The organism is Lysobacter sp. Root690, assembly GCF_001427785.1.
GTDB lineage: Bacteria > Pseudomonadota > Gammaproteobacteria > Xanthomonadales > Xanthomonadaceae > Lysobacter.
This window is the reverse complement of the sequence record NZ_LMHM01000018.1, coordinates 316,289-330,289: the sequence shown is the minus strand read 5'-3', so window position 1 is coordinate 330,289 and position 14,001 is coordinate 316,289. Positions and strand designations below refer to the sequence as shown.

13 protein-coding genes are annotated in these 14,001 nt (G+C 66.7%); all 13 read right to left on the bottom strand.

The features are described from left to right. Nucleotides 1–335: 335 nt before the first annotated feature. Nucleotides 336–1,310 (bottom strand): DMT family transporter, encoded by a 975-nt coding sequence (locus tag ASD86_RS24555; protein WP_056116997.1) that lies wholly within the window; start codon nt 1,308–1,310, stop codon nt 336–338. 209 nt (nt 1,311–1,519) lie between these two features. Continuing rightward, the gene (locus tag ASD86_RS24550; protein WP_056116995.1) at nt 1,520–2,344 is read right to left on the bottom strand and encodes an AraC family transcriptional regulator; all 825 of its coding nucleotides are present in this window, start codon (nt 2,342–2,344) and stop codon (nt 1,520–1,522) included. Nucleotides 2,345–2,375: 31 nt separating this feature from the next. Further along, nucleotides 2,376–2,846 carry a PIN domain-containing protein gene (locus ASD86_RS24545; protein ID WP_056116993.1) on the bottom strand — a complete coding sequence of 157 codons (471 nt, stop codon included), beginning with the start codon at nt 2,844–2,846 and terminating at the stop codon, nt 2,376–2,378. A 22-nt stretch (nt 2,847–2,868) separates the two neighbouring features. Then, on the bottom strand, nt 2,869–3,612 hold the full coding sequence (locus tag ASD86_RS24540; RefSeq protein ID WP_056116990.1) for a hypothetical protein: 744 nt from the start codon (nt 3,610–3,612) through the stop codon (nt 2,869–2,871). Then, nucleotides 3,609–4,340 carry a hypothetical protein gene (locus tag ASD86_RS24535; RefSeq protein WP_056116988.1) on the bottom strand — a complete coding sequence of 244 codons (732 nt, stop codon included), beginning with the start codon at nt 4,338–4,340 and terminating at the stop codon, nt 3,609–3,611. Before ASD86_RS24535 ends, ASD86_RS24540 begins: the two co-directional genes overlap by 4 nt. A gap of 488 nt (nt 4,341–4,828) precedes the next feature. Next, nucleotides 4,829–5,356 (bottom strand): hypothetical protein, encoded by a 528-nt coding sequence (locus tag ASD86_RS24530; RefSeq protein WP_056116985.1) that lies wholly within the window; start codon nt 5,354–5,356, stop codon nt 4,829–4,831. 273 nt (nt 5,357–5,629) lie between these two features. After that, entirely contained in the window at nt 5,630–6,346 is a 717-nt protein-coding gene (locus tag ASD86_RS24525) for a tellurite resistance TerB family protein (RefSeq protein ID WP_036110357.1), read from the bottom strand. Nucleotides 6,347–6,533: 187 nt separating this feature from the next. Further along, the gene (locus ASD86_RS24520; protein ID WP_056116983.1) at nt 6,534–7,181 is read right to left on the bottom strand and encodes a LysE family translocator; all 648 of its coding nucleotides are present in this window, start codon (nt 7,179–7,181) and stop codon (nt 6,534–6,536) included. 200 nt (nt 7,182–7,381) lie between these two features. Then, a complete protein-coding gene (locus tag ASD86_RS24515; RefSeq protein WP_056116982.1) occupies nt 7,382–7,762 on the bottom strand; it encodes a thioredoxin family protein in 381 nt (126 codons plus the stop codon). Nucleotides 7,763–7,904: 142 nt separating this feature from the next. Further along, a complete protein-coding gene (locus ASD86_RS24510; protein ID WP_056116980.1) occupies nt 7,905–9,338 on the bottom strand; it encodes a hypothetical protein in 1,434 nt (477 codons plus the stop codon). Nucleotides 9,339–9,567: 229 nt separating this feature from the next. Next, on the bottom strand, nt 9,568–10,821 hold the full coding sequence (locus ASD86_RS24505; RefSeq protein ID WP_056116978.1) for a mechanosensitive ion channel domain-containing protein: 1,254 nt from the start codon (nt 10,819–10,821) through the stop codon (nt 9,568–9,570). 52 nt (nt 10,822–10,873) lie between these two features. Continuing rightward, entirely contained in the window at nt 10,874–11,329 is a 456-nt protein-coding gene (locus ASD86_RS24500; protein WP_082578687.1) for a DUF4087 domain-containing protein, read from the bottom strand. Between the two features lie 457 nt (nt 11,330–11,786). Further along, nucleotides 11,787–13,835: an elongation factor G gene (gene fusA / locus ASD86_RS24495; protein WP_056116976.1), complete on the bottom strand. Its 2,049-nt coding sequence runs from the start codon at nt 13,833–13,835 to the stop codon at nt 11,787–11,789. Nucleotides 13,836–14,001 lie beyond the last annotated feature (166 nt).

Sequence of the window (14,001 nt, the reverse complement as noted above, 5' to 3'; positions counted from 1 at the left end):
GACGGGGTGATCGCAGGTTGAAAGCCGGCAAGCTTAGGCGGCGTTTTTCGCGCACGAGTGCGGCATATCGCCGCAGTGGTGCGTGACGGCGTGCGATGGCCGTTGGTGCGTCGCTTTGACGTTTTCAATGGTTGCGGATGCTGCGTGCGGTTCGATGCGCGACGACGCTCGTAATTCGCTCGAAGCGGCGGCGTCGCAGGGATTTGCTTAGGCCAGAATCCGAGCTCAATCCGCGATCACGCAATTGCAATGCGCGACGTACGCAATCGAAGCCGACCTCAATGCGGCGACGATAAGCCTTTCAATAGCAAACCCTCACCGATCTTTCCGATCAATCACGCCGCATCGTTCACCGATGCCACTGGCGCATGCACCGGCTTGACCCGCAGCGCCCAGATCACCCCCGCGATCAACAAGCCGACCCCGACCAGCGTCAACGGTTTCGGCGCCTGGCCGCGCAGGATGAAGGTGTAACTCAACGCCGCCAGGGTTTCGAACACGATCAGTTGCCCGGCCAAGGCGGTGGGTAAGCGCTGGCTCGCCTGATTCCAGCACAGGGTGCCGACCCACGACGCGAACAGGCCGATCGTCGCCATCAGGCCGATGAAGAACGCCGGACGCGGCCCGAACGGCATCGCGAACGATGCGCCGCTCGCGCTCATGTACAGCCACAGCGCGATGTAGCCGAGCAAGGCCAGCGGCAGGATCGCCACGCCCTGCGCGGTCGCCCAGGTGCGCGGGTTGCGGCCGGGATGCGCGCGCAGCCAGTCGGCGTTGCGCAGCGGATACCAGGTCCAGCAGGCGACGCCGCCGAGCGCGAGCAACCCGCCGATCGCGTAACGGCCCAGGTCGGCGTCGGCGTCGGCGCGCAAGGCTTCGAGTTCGACCTGATTGACGCAGGCGATGCCCAGCGCGATCAACAGCAGCGACGGCGCCAGCCGCCGCCACGGCAGACGGCCGTCGCGTTTGCTGTCGCGCAGGTTGGCGCTGATCGCGATCACCACCGGCAAGGTGCCGATGATCATGGTCGGCAACGGGCCGCCGGCGCGCTGGATCGCGCTGGCCAGGCACAGGTAATAGAGCAGGTTGCCGATCGCCGACAACTTAAGCGCTTCGATCCAGTCGGCGCGGGTGAGCTGGCGCAAGGCGCCGCGGTCCAGCCAGGCCAGGGGCAGGGCGATCAGGCCGAAGGCGAGGTAGCGCCCGACCGATTGCAAAGCGGCCGGGTATTCGGGCAGCAGCAGCGGGCCGATGAAGACCAGGCCCCAGATCAGGCCGGCGAGCAGGGCGTAGAGGGTTCCTAGCAGCATGCGCGCAGTGTGGAGGGCGGCGATGGCGGGGTCTTGTAGCAGATTGCGGTTTTGGTGGGGTCGCGGGTTCGGTGGTTTGGCGTCGGGTGTGAGGTGGCGTGGTCGCGGCTTGCGCCGCTCCTACAGGGGCTTGCGTGAAGCTTCGTGTGCTGCCTGTAGGAGCGGCGCGAGCCGCGACCGCGTCATTTCGAAAAGGTCGTCGTCAACCGTTAGCCGCGAACCTGTTTCTGATACCGCGCTGGGGTGATGCCATAGCGCCGCGCGAACGCGCGGGTCAGATGCGCCTGATCGCTCAGGCCGGTGTCTGCGGCGATGCCGGCCGGCGCGGCGCCCGCGGCGAGCAGACGCTTGGCCTGATACAGACGCAGCGCCATCAGCATCTGCTGCGGGGTGACGTGGTACTGCGCGCGGAACCGGCGCAGGAAATGGAACGGGCTCAGGCCGGCGATCGCGGCGAGTTCGTCCAGGGTGATGCGCTCGGCCAGATGCGCGCGCAGGTAGTCGACCACGCGGTCGAAGCGATGCGTCGGTTCGTCGCGCAAGCGCTGCGGGATGCGCGCGTGATCGCGGAATTCGCCGAGCAGCGCATGCAATTGGCTGTCGAAGTCCAGCGGTTCGCGTGCTCGCCACAAGCCGTCCAGGCGCGCGGTGATGCGGCGCGCGCGCAGCGGATCGTGCTGCACGGCCTGATCGAACCACCAGCCGGCTTCGCCGGTGATCTCGTCGGCCACATCGGGATCGACGTAGATCATCCGATAGCGCCAACCGCCCTCGGTTTCAGCGCGGCCGGTGTGCAGCACGTCGGGGTTCATCAGTACCAGGGAATCGGGCGGCGCCAGATGATCGCTGCCGCGGTAGCGAAAGCGTTCGACCCCGGACTCGATCGCGCCCAGGCCGTAGGCCTCGTGGGTGTGCGGTTCGAAGGCATGGCGGACGATGTGCGCGCGGTACAACTCGATGCCGCGTCGATGCGCCGGCTGGCGGAATTCAGCCGCGTCAAAGGCATCGACGAATTGGGCGGGGACGCCTTGCATGCGCCGAGTATGGCATGCGTCCGTGCGGGCTTTATGCGGGCGTGGCGGCGTCGCCGCGTAAATTCCGCAGGGCGACCCAGGCACGCGCGGTCAGGATCTCGAACATCCCGGCGCGCGCGGTGCGGCGGCCGAGCACCAGCAGCGCGTGGTCGCGCGTGAGCAGCCAGCGCGCGTTCGCCGCCAGCGCCAGTTCGAGGAATTTCTGATCGTCCGTATCGGCGCAGCGGGGCAGGGCGACGGTCTGCGCAGCGGGGTCGTGCTCCAACACATGCAGCCAGCGGTCGTAGTCGAGCAGGCTGCGTTCGCGCGCGGCCGGGTCGAGTTTCAATTGCGGGTAGGTCAGCACGCGCTGCCACTCGGCGCGGCATTCGGCGTCGGTGACCGCTTCAATCGCGCCGCTGCGCATGGCGTCGAGCAAGGGCGCCAGATCCGGCGCCTGGAACGCGAACAGGTCCAGGCAGACGTTGCTGTCCAGGACGATGCGCGGCGGCTGCGCGCTCATGCGCGAACGGCCATGGACCGACTCAAAGATCGTCCTCGCCCGGAAACGACACGCTCAGTTCCTCGACCCGCAGCAATTCGCCCTGTTTGGGGAACTTGGGATCGTCGCTGGCGTAGTCGGCGTCGCTGGACGGCACCGCGTCGGCTTGCGTGGACGGGCCGCCAGGTACGAGACCCAGGCGTGCGCCGCGCATCACCGGGTCGCCGTCGCGGCTGGCGAGCTTGCCGCCGTTCCAGTCGGTGATGGTGCCGCCGTAATCCCAGCCCATGCCGCTGAAGCGGATCGGCTTGCTGTTGAGCCGTACCAGTTCGCTCAGGCGCATGCCCATGACGATGCCGTTGTCGAGACGCCAGCGGGTGTCGGCTTCGCGCACGCTCACGAAGGCGAGGCCGCGCAGTTGCTGCTCGTCCTGGTAGTGCAATTCGGCGCGGCGAGTGGGGTCGTCGGCGAACAGGATCACGCCGCGGAAGTCTTCGCCTTCCGGGCCGGGCAGATGATCGTCGATGCGGACATTGGCGGCGCCGAACAATTGCTTCAGACGTTCGGGCCCGACGTCGGGTGCGAGCGCGCCGGGCAGGACGTAATCTGTCACCGCCTCGACCGCGGGTTCGGCGGTGATCGTGGGCGCGGCTGGCGCGGGCACCGCGGGCGCTGGCGTGGGCTTGGCGACAGGCGCGGGTGCCGGCGTCGATGCGTGGCGCTCGCAGGCGCTCAGCAGCACGCACGCGCTCAGCACGATCGCCGCACGTGATGCGGCGAGGTTCACGGCTTCACTTCGCGGATGTCGGCGCTGCCGATCCGCCACGCGCGTTGCGCGTCGCTGGCGCCGTCGACCACCGCGCGGCGCAGGGTGTAGGCGCCCACGTACTTGTGCTGGCTGCCGTCGCGCTGGGTCGAGGCGATCGCGACCGGCACTTCGACATAGCGCTGACCGGCGCCGGCATCGACGCGGCCGGGCGGCATCACTTCGACCGAAACTCCGGCGGTTTCGCCGAACCCGTCGGCGAACTGCTGCGGAGTCTGGCCGCTGGCGCGGCCGCCGTCGGACCACAGCGCGTAGGCGCGTTCGAAATTCTTGCCGTTGATCGCGGCGTAGTAATCGCGGATCACGGCGACCGCGTCTTCGGCGCTGGGTTCGGCGGGCGTGGCGGGCGGCGCGGTGGGATCGATCGGCGCGGCGATCGGCAGGGTGCCGTCGACGGGTAGCGCGGCCGGTTCGGTGGGTTCGGCCGGTGGCAGCGGGTTGCCGTTTTCGTCCAGCGCCGGCGGCGCGTTCGGGTCGACCACGGGCAGGCCGATCTGGCCGGGGCCGGGCCGATCGGGCATGCCGGTCACGCCGCCGCGGTTCGCGCCTTCGGGCGTCGGCAGGGATTGGCCGGCCTCGCCTTCGGTGCCGCCGTCCGCGGCGGTGCCTTTGTCCTTGCAGCCGGTCATCAGCCACAGCGGACAGGTCAGGACGGCGATCAGGGCAATCAGCGGGCGAGACGGGCGCATGGCGGAGTCCGAGGCGGTTGGGAGCGCGGTTGGTGTCGATCAGGTCTTTCGATCAGGCCGGCGCGCGATCGAGCGAGTGTATAGGCGTAACCGCGATGTCGGCGACGTGCCGGAAGTTGCTGGGCGGGGGCGGCTCAGCTTGCTGGATGGGGGCTGACTTGGAGGCGTGTGCGGCTTTATTTTCGCGCTGTGGGCTACGAAGGCGGTTCTTTCGGTTTGGGGATGGGTTTGCGCGGTGCCGGTAAAGACAACAGCGAAGCAAAAGCGAATCCTCCCTTCCCCCCTTTTCCAAAGGGGGAAAAGCAACTGCAGAAAGAATTAGGTCGATGCTAGCGGCAAGATCCAATTCGCCGGTGCGACTCCCTCGAGCGATTCGCCGCCGAAAATCGCCGTAGCGCCCGCTCTTGCTGTTCCCCCCTTTGGAAAAGGGGGGCAGGGGGGGATTCGCTTTTGCTCTGCGCTTTTACACGCACCGCCCCGCGCAAAACTCAGCGCAGCACCACCGCGATCGACACCCCGATCAATTCCCAGCGCCGATCCACCGGATTGCGCTTCATCCGATACCAGCCCTTGTAGCGGCGGTTTTCGCCGTCCTGCAGGCTCACCCGCAGGTCGACCGGAATTTCCAGCAGCTCGGGCTGGGGTTCCTGATCGATCTGCTTGGGCGTGTCGTTTTCGATGCGGATCGCGCGCAGGTTGTCGAGCGCGCGCAGGTCGGCCTCTTCGTTGCCGCGCGGCAGGCGCTGGTAGGCCCAGTGCTTGTCGGCTTCCTCGCGTTTGCCGCTGCCGAGTTTCTGCAGGTATTGGTGCAGTTCGTCGACCGCATCGGTCATCGCCTCCAGACGTTGCTGGCTTTGCGCCTGGGCGCGTTGCGCGGCGGCCGATTGGGCGCGGCTTTGCGCGTCGTCGGGCGCTTGCGTCGCGGGCGGCGTCACCGCGGCGTCCGGGTCGGGTTGGCGTTGGCAGGAGCAGCCGACGAAGCTCAGTGCGAGCAAGGCGGGGATCAGCAGGCGCATCGGCGAGGTCCATTCAACGCGGCTGCACGATTACAGCCGCAGGCGATGCTAGCGTTTGTAGGCGGCGGGGAGGAAGCAGCGACGGTATAAGTCGGCATAAAGCGGACCCGACGTCGCAAAAAGCCGGTTATCGACGCGATGACAAGGCCGACCGCCAAGTCCGATTGCCTTGGTCGTGAATGTGGCATCAACCCTGGAGGATGAAGCGATTGCATGCGCCCACGCGGAACGCAGGCGCATGCAGTGATATCGCGTCTGAACGGTTGCGCGCGATCAGGCCTGCGCGTCGCGCAACTGCTGTTCCAGACGGGCCTTCAAGGCGTCGTCGATCTTGAGCTGGCGCGCCAGTTCGTCCAGATACGCGCGCTCCATGTAGGTCTGATCGTCGGTCGCGAGCAGGCTGGCCAGGTACATCTCCGCGCCGATCTCCGGGGTGGTCGCGGCGCGCGCGACTTCGGCCGGGTCCAGCGGCTTTTCCAGTTCGTCGTGCAACCAGCGGCGCAGTTCCGGGTCGCCGTCGATGCGGGTGAATTCGCCCTCGATCACTTCGCGTTCGCGCGCATCGATATGGCCGTCGGCCTTGGACGCGGCGACCAGCGCCTTGAGAATGGCCTGGCTGTGCAGCTCGGCCTGCGGCGGCGGCAGGCGGTCGACGGTCTGCGGTTCGGCCGCGCTGTCGCCCTGCTGACGACGGTAGTCGCCATAGGCCTTGTAGGCCAGCACGCCGACCGCGGCGACGCCGCCGTACAGGGCGATCTTGCCGGCGTGCTTGCGCAGTTTCTTGTTGCCCAGCAGCAGGCCGAGGGCGCCGCCGGTCAGCGCGCCCTTGCCGAAGTCGGCATTGAGCAGGCCGCGCTTTTCCTCTTTCTTCTCGTCCCCTTGGTAACGCACCGGCGGCTTGCCGCCGCCGAGCAGGCCGTCCAGGCCGCCCGCGCCGAGACTGTTCTGCGCGGTCTTCAACAACTGGTCGAGAAAGCCATGAGTCTTCATGCGGGTCGCTCCGTAGCGAGGTCTTGATCAAGGTCGTGATCAAACGACCTATGGGCCGCGACGCCGGCCTTCAAGGCGCGCACGGCCGGCGACGCCTCGTGACGGTGATGACGTACATCCGGGATTCAAGCTGGCGTAATGCGGCTCGCCGCGATGCGCTGCGAAATTGAGCGACACGGTACGGCCCTTAGCCGCGTTGCTGCACCGCAAGACGCAGACCGAGCGCGATGAACACGCTGCCGGTCAGGCGTTCCTTCCAGCGGCCGCCGCCGGCGGCGAAACGCCGGCCGAAGCGACCGACCGCGAAGCTCAGCATCAGGCTGTTGAGCATGCCGATCATCGACAGCAACGCGCCGAGCACCAGGAACTGCAACCACACCATGCCGCGCTCGGGATGCACGAACTGCGGCAGAAAGGCCAGGAAGAACAAGGCGACCTTGGGATTGAGCACGCCGGTCACGACCGAGCGCAGATAGACATGGCGGGCCGATATGCGCGCCGCCGGCACGTCCGTGGCGAGCGGCTCGGCAGTCGCGTCGACCGGCGCCGGCGGGGTGCGCCATGCCTTGATCCCGAGCCAGATCAGATACGCCGCGCCAGCGTACTTGAGCACTTCGAAGGCCAACGCCGAGGTCGCCAGCAACGCCGACAGCCCCAGCCCCGCGGCGAGCGCGTGGATCAGGGTCGCCGTTTCCAGCCCGAACGCCGCCTGCACCCCGCGCGCGGTCCCGCCGGCGGCGCTCTGGGCGATGATCCAGGCGGTGCCGGGGCCGGGAATGAACACCAGCACGGCGGCGGCGATTAGGTAGGCGGTGAGGGTGGCGGTGTCGAACATGGCGGCGGCGGGCGAGGGACAGGACCGCAGTCTGCGCCGCGGCGATGGCGGCCGCCAAGTCCCGCGCGCTCGCATCGGCGCGAGGGTGTGTTGCGCGTTTGCGGCGATGCCGGGTGGTTGTCGGGATGGCGCCGCGCGAGGCCGGCGATCGGGGCGGACGATCAGACCGAACTATCGGGCCGAACTGTCGGGCCGACCGATCAAGTCGAGGTCGGCGACTGGCTCTGAATCTTCTCGATCGCCGACACGAACGCCTCGGTGCCGGGCCATTGACCGATCCGTCCGAGCTTTTTGCTTCCGCGGAACACCAGGAACGCCGGAATGCCATGCAGGCCGAAACGCGTGCCCATGGCCGGATCTTCGTAGACGTTGTCGTGCAGCCACTCCACGTCGGGCCAGCTGAAGCGCTCCTGCGCGAGCAGCATCTGGCCCTTGGCGACGTCGCAGTTCGGACAGTCCTTGCCCCACAGGAACAGGATGCGCAGATGGCCGTCGTCGGGCAGGAATTCGTCCAGCCGCGCTTCGCGTACCAGCTTCATCGGAAACTGCCAGAAGAACCGCGGGTGGGTGGTTTCGGTCACACGGGCATGCTACTCCAGTCGCGCCTGGGTGGCGGCCCACGCAGGCGCTGGAGCTTTGCCGCCGGACGAGCCGGGGAGGCCCGGTGTCGCCGAACAGGGTCGACATGGGGGCGATGGATGATCGTCCCCATGCCGCGACCTCTTACATGGTCAGGCGATACAACGCGCCCGGGTCGGTGCTCAGCGAGACATCGATACGGTTGGTGCTGGTGCCCACGGTCGTCCACAGGCCGGTGTATAGGTCGAGCTTCTCGATCTGCGTCCACCATCGGTTGAGCCCGATCGTTGCCGTGCCGGAGACGGTCGGGAAGCGGCGGGCGAATACCACCAGGGCGCGGGTGTCGGTGGATTTGCCGTATTCGCCGGCCAGCACCTGATTGGAGGAAATCCAGCCGACCAGATCGCCGGTGCTCACGCCCAGCGCGTTGTCGACGAAGCCGCGGTAGGTGTAGGCGCTGAGTTCATGCTGGAACTGACGGCTGTAGCTGTGCAGATTCAGCGCGTCGCCGGCGAGATCGGTGGGGTCGTTGTTCCAATCGAACATGCTGGTCTGCCAGCCGCCCTGACCGTTGAACCCACCGTTGTAGCGGTGAGTATGGCTGGCGAAATTGGCCAGGCCATCGCCACCGAACACATAGAACCAGCTCGCCGACCAGCGCAGGCTGTTGAAGTCGGCGTGATTGAACGGATCGGGATGATTGGACGGGTCGGCGGTGCGTACGTTCTGCATGTACGCCACCGACGTACGGCCGCGGCTACGCGCCATGTTGGAAACGATCGACATGTTTTCCGACATCAGCAGGTCGCGCGCGGTCGCGCAGTTCTGCAGCGACGGCACGAACGGATAAAGATTGAACGCGAGGTAGTCCGGCCGGATCTTGTCGACCGCGTCGCGGGCGTAGTTGGAGTAGCGGTTGACCATCGCCGTGGTCAATGCGGGTTGGGAGATGGTGCCCGCGGCGCAGTCCACGCCGTACTCGTGAGGCGCGAGCGCGCCGCCATGTCCGGTGCCGTTGAACGATGCGTTGTTGGCGTGCAGCGGAAGCAGGTTGACGAAGATCTTCATGCCGCCCAGGCGCGGATCGTTCTTGACGCAGTCGGTCTGCCTCTGCAGACGGGCGATGTCGTCCAGCGCGGGTTCGTCGGCGAAATGCAGGCCGGCGTAGGTATCCCCGAACTCGGCGCGAAGCGGCGCGAGCAGCGGATCGATGCGTCTTTGGGTGTAGCTCGTGCAATCGGTGGCGCCATCCGGGCCGCGGGTGCTGTACCAGTCGAAACCTTCGTAGGTGTAGAAGCTCAGGCCGCGTTCCTTGATCGGCGCGGCGATAAGGCGGGCGGCGGCGAGGATGTCGGTGGGCGGCAGCAGGAACTTGGTCACGCCCAGATCCGCCAGGGCATTGACGGCTTTGCGCGCCTGCACGGGATCGTTGCGGTAGCAACCGCTGCCCGCCGGAGTCGTGTAGCACATCTCGGCGGTCATGAAAGCGAAGCTGCCGTCGACGAATTCAGCGGCCTGGGCGGATTGGAACGGGAGACTGGCTGACAACAACAGCGCGGACACGGCTGATTTTTTCATGGGCTTGCACTTTCCATAGTGGGTATTGATCACGCTCGGGTTTTTTCAAGATGGCGGAAACCGCGCGGGGCGCGCTCAAACAACGCTCGCGGCCGCGGGCCTGAAGCCGGCGAAGGCCATTGCATCATTCGCCTGTCTCAGGCCGTGCGCCGTGTTCATCGCGTCAGACGTGGAGACCGCCGTTGTCGCCCGGTCGCGGCGGATCAAGCAAGCAGGCCGCGCCCACGCATCACTGCGCGACCAACTGCACCGCATGCTTGCGAAACGCCGCCAGCACCGTGTCGTAGATGTCGGAAATGACGTTGTGCTGGCCATTTTCCGGGTCGTTGATCCAGAAGTGGCCGTCGAGCTGGATGCCCTTGTCGTTGACGCCGGTGATGTACATATGCGGTGGCGGCTGTTGCAGCACGCGCGATTGCGCGGCCATCGCCTCGACGAACAGTGTGCGCGCCAGTTCGAGATCGACGTCGCCCTTGACCAGCACCCCGCAGACCAGGCGCAGGTTACGGTCGGACCAGGACTGGTTGACGATCACGTTGCTGGTCAGGCTGTCGTTGGGGACGATGGCCTCGACGCCGTCGCGAGTGCGGATCATGGTGTAGCGCACGGTCATGCGGGTGACCCGGCCGACGATGTTGTTGGTCGCGATGTTGTCGCCGACCCGCACCGATTGTTCGAACAGTACGATCAGGCCGCTGATGTAACTCGCCGCGAGCCGTTGCAGGCCCAGGCCCAGGCCGATGCCGAGCGCGCCGCTGAACGCGGCCAGGGCGGTGAGGTTGATGCCGCTGATCGAGAAGATCACCGCGGTCGCGGTGATCCACACCGCCACGCTGAAAATCCGCGACAGCGCCAGCACGAAGTTGGGCTGCAAGGTGCGGCTGCGGCGCAGCAGGTTGCTGATGGTCTTGTCGCCCCACAAGGCGATGATCGCGATCACCACGCCGACCACCAGCCCCCGGATCACGCCCTCGCTGGACAGGTTGATGCCGCCGAAGCTGAGCTTGGCCGAATAGAGTTTGGCGATCAGCGCGCTTCGGTCCTTGAATACGGCGAACACCACGGCCAGCCACGACACCACCGTGGCCAGTCGCAGCATGACCCGCAGCAGCATGGTCGGGCGGAACAGCAGTTCCACCACCGCGCCGATCACGCGGATGATCACGAACAGGAACACCAAGGTCCCGGCCAGGCCGATCAGCGGATTGTCGAAGCTGCCGCCGATCAGGCTGCTTGCGCCCAGGCTCAGCAGCATGATCAGCGGCATGCACAGGTATTCGACCAGGATCAGCAGGATCGGGCGCTGATGGCCCAGCTTGAGTTTGATCTTGCGCGTGACCAGCACCGCGATCGCCAGCGCGCCGAGCACCACCAGCACGGTGATGATCAGGTCGGTCGGATTGGACACCACGTCCAGGGCATCGGACACGATCTCGGCGAGTTCGGGGTCGGTCTCGAGGGAGGGCTTGGCGTTGACGGTCATCGGTCGGGGCGTGAGCGGAGCGGTGGGGGATGGTGACAGGTCCGCGCGCGGATCATTCGCCCGGTTCGGTGAGCTTGCGATCGCGGCGGCATTGCGCCAGCGGCTTGCCCTGCGCCGAGACGATGCGCTTGATCCGCATGTTTTCGCGATCGGTTTCGACCTTCATGCAGGCGCAGCCATGGCCGTAAGAGGCATTGCCGTAGCTGACCCATTCGCGTTCGCTGATGCGCGAAGGCCAGTCGCCCTCGGCCTGCTCGCCGCCCTGGATGCCGATGGTCCATTCGCCGTCGCGATCGATCAGCCAGGCATTGGCCGGGGTGGGATTGATGAACCACCCGCAGCGGTTTTCGACAGCGGGCTTCCCTGTGGCGGTTTTCCCCCAGGTCACCCCAGGCAGCGCCGCGAACCAGAGCGTCAGGCAAGCGCCGGCGATCGCGCGGCGATGGGCGCTGCGCGGATCGCGCGGGGCGGAGCGGGTCGGGCTGCGGCTGATCAGGTTGAGCGGCATCGCGGTGTCCTTCGGGTCGATGTCCTGGGATGGTAACGAGGCGGGCGGCCACGTGTGAGGGGCGCCATCGCGATTGTTCGGGCTGGATTGTGACGATGGTGGGTGGGCGTCGGCGGTGGATACGCGGGACGGCCACATCGTGAGCGCTGACGCAGCGGGAGCCTGCGGGGTTCACGTCGATCAATCGGCACGCGGACCTTCAATTCCGGCGCGCCGTCGTGGCGAGCCCGGCAAAGAACATCCGCGCTGAAGTCATGCCGATACAGATTTCGCGAATCGGGTTCGAGGGCGACGGAATCTCGTGACCGTTCGAAGTGGCGCGCGCCTGCGCGCAAGACGACGGCGCGAACTAGGTGTGTTCGCGCCGCCAAGCGGTCTTTTGCGGGCGGCCCCGTCAGGCCCGACCGCCCTGCGCGGCAATCGGACCTGTGGAGCATCGCGGCCCAAGCCCAGACCTTCAGTCCTCCTCGTGCCGCGGCTTGTAGGCCTCGACCAGCTTCTGCTGCACGTGCCCCGGCACCGGTTCGTAGTGACTGAAATCCAGCGAGTAGCGGCCGCGTCCGGCGGTGACCGACTTGAGCTCGGCCGCATAGCCTTCCAGCTCCGACAACGGCACCTGCGCGCGCACCACGATCTCGCCGCCGCGCATGCTGTCGGTCCCGCTGATGCGCGCGCGCTTGCTGGCCAGGCCGCCGCTGATGTCGCCCATGTGCTGCTCGGGCGCGTTGACCTCCAGTTCGACGATCGGTTCGAGCACCTGCGGCCGCGCCTTGCCGATCGCGTCGAGAAAGGCCTTCTTGCCGGCGGCGACGAAGGCCACTTCCTTGCTGTCGACGCTGTGGTACTTGCCGTCGTACACGATCACCCGCACGTCCTGCAGCGGATAACCGGCGACCGCGCCGTCGTGCAGCACCTGGCGCACGCCTTTCTCCACCGCCGGCAGGAACTGGCCCGGAATGGTGCCGCCTTTGACCTCGTCGACGAATTCGAAACCGCCGCCGCGCGGCAGCGGTTCGACCCGCAGGAACACTTCGCCGAACTGGCCCGCGCCGCCGGTCTGTTTCTTGTGGCGATGATGGCCTTCGGCCTTGCCGGCGACGGTTTCGCGATACGCGATGCGCGGCGGCCGCGCCTTGACCTCCACCCCGTACTTGTCCTTGAGCCGGTCGATGTTGATGCGCAGATGCAGATCCGACAGGCCACGGATCACGGTTTCGTTGGTCTCGATTTCGTGTTCGACATGGAAGCAGGGATCTTCCTCGGCCAGCTTGTGCAGCGCGGTGGCGAGTTTCTGCTCCTGACCCTTGCTCGCCGCTTCGACCGCCAGGCCGAACATCGGCCGCGGAAAATTCAACGGCGCCAGATGGATGTGGTCTTCGTCGTGGCTATCGTGCAGCACCGCGTCGAAATGCAGGTCCTCGACCTTGGCCACCGCGGCGATGTCGCCGGGGATCGCCTGTTCGATCTCGACGTGGTCCTTGCCCTTGAGCTTGAACAGATGCCCGACCTTGAACGGCTTCTTGCCGTCGTCTACGAACAACTGAGTGTCCTTGCGCACGGTGCCCTGATAGACGCGGAACACGCCGAGCTTGCCGACGAAGGGATCGTTGACGATCTTGAACACGTCGGCGATCACGTGCGCCTTGGCATTGGGCACGGCCATGATCGGTTTGGCCTCCTCGCCGATGCCCTTGAGGAACGGCGGCGCATTGGCTTCGCCCGGATGCGGGAACAGGTGCTCGGCGACGTCGAGCAGTTCCTTCACGCCGACCCCGCTGCGCGCCGAACAGAACAACACCGGCACCAGATGGCCTTCGCGCAGGCATTGTTCGAAGGCGTCGTGCAGTTCCTCGCCCGACAGCCCGCCTTCGCCGAGATCGAGGTAATGCTCCATCACGGTTTCGTTGATCTCGACCACCTGGTCGATGATCTTCTGATGCCATTCGGCGACCGGGCCGAGATCGCTGTCGCCCTGATTGCTGCCAAAGCAGTCGATCACGCGCTGGCCGCTGTCGGCAGGCAGGTTCAACGGCAGACACTCGGGGCCGAAGCTTTCGCGGATCGCGTCGAGCACGCGCGCCGGGTCGGCGCCTTCGTGATCGATCTTGTTGATCACGATCGCCCGGCACAGGCCGCGCGCCTTGGCGTGTTCCATCATCCGGCGGGTGCCGTAGGCGACGCCGCTGTCGGCATCGACCACCACCGCCACGGTTTCCACCGCGGCCAGCGCCGACAGGGTGGGGCCGCGGAAATCGGGATAGCCGGGGGTGTCGATCAGGTTGAGGTGGATGCCAGCATGGTCGGTGCTGGCGATCGCCGCGTCGATCGAGTGGCCACGTTGCTTCTCGATCGGGTCGAAATCCGACACCGTGCTGCCGCGTTCGATGGTGCCTGCCGTCTGGACTGCGCCGCCGGCCTGCAGCAGGGCTTCGAAGAGCGTGGTTTTGCCGGCGCCGGGGTGACCCGCGAGGGCCACGTTGCGAATCGATTCTGTGCTGTAGGACATGAGCGGACTTCTCCCTGAGGCAAGGATGGGGAAGGCCGTCATGGCTGTCCGCGCTGCGCGCCCGAGCGTGGCGCTCGGCGGGCGGTCATGGCGGGCCGGCGGGTCGCCGGGAATCACAGACTCCCGCAGGCGGCAGGGTGGGTCAAGCCCAGTGACGGGAAGCGCG

Coding starts and splice junctions, on each gene's coding strand:
- ASD86_RS24555 (WP_056116997.1), bottom strand. CDS start 1,310: ATGCTGCTAGGAACCCTCTACGCCCTGCTCGCCGGCCTGATCTGGGGC.
- ASD86_RS24550 (WP_056116995.1), bottom strand. CDS start 2,344: ATGCAAGGCGTCCCCGCCCAATTCGTCGATGCCTTTGACGCGGCTGAA.
- ASD86_RS24545 (WP_056116993.1), bottom strand. CDS start 2,846: ATGAGCGCGCAGCCGCCGCGCATCGTCCTGGACAGCAACGTCTGCCTG.
- ASD86_RS24535 (WP_056116988.1), bottom strand. CDS start 4,340: ATGCGCCCGTCTCGCCCGCTGATTGCCCTGATCGCCGTCCTGACCTGT.
- ASD86_RS24530 (WP_056116985.1), bottom strand. CDS start 5,356: ATGCGCCTGCTGATCCCCGCCTTGCTCGCACTGAGCTTCGTCGGCTGC.
- ASD86_RS24525 (WP_036110357.1), bottom strand. CDS start 6,346: ATGAAGACTCATGGCTTTCTCGACCAGTTGTTGAAGACCGCGCAGAAC.
- ASD86_RS24520 (WP_056116983.1), bottom strand. CDS start 7,181: ATGTTCGACACCGCCACCCTCACCGCCTACCTAATCGCCGCCGCCGTG.
- ASD86_RS24510 (WP_056116980.1), bottom strand. CDS start 9,338: ATGAAAAAATCAGCCGTGTCCGCGCTGTTGTTGTCAGCCAGTCTCCCG.
- ASD86_RS24505 (WP_056116978.1), bottom strand. CDS start 10,821: ATGACCGTCAACGCCAAGCCCTCCCTCGAGACCGACCCCGAACTCGCC.
- ASD86_RS24500 (WP_082578687.1), bottom strand. CDS start 11,329: ATGCCGCTCAACCTGATCAGCCGCAGCCCGACCCGCTCCGCCCCGCGC.
- fusA (WP_056116976.1), bottom strand. CDS start 13,835: ATGTCCTACAGCACAGAATCGATTCGCAACGTGGCCCTCGCGGGTCAC.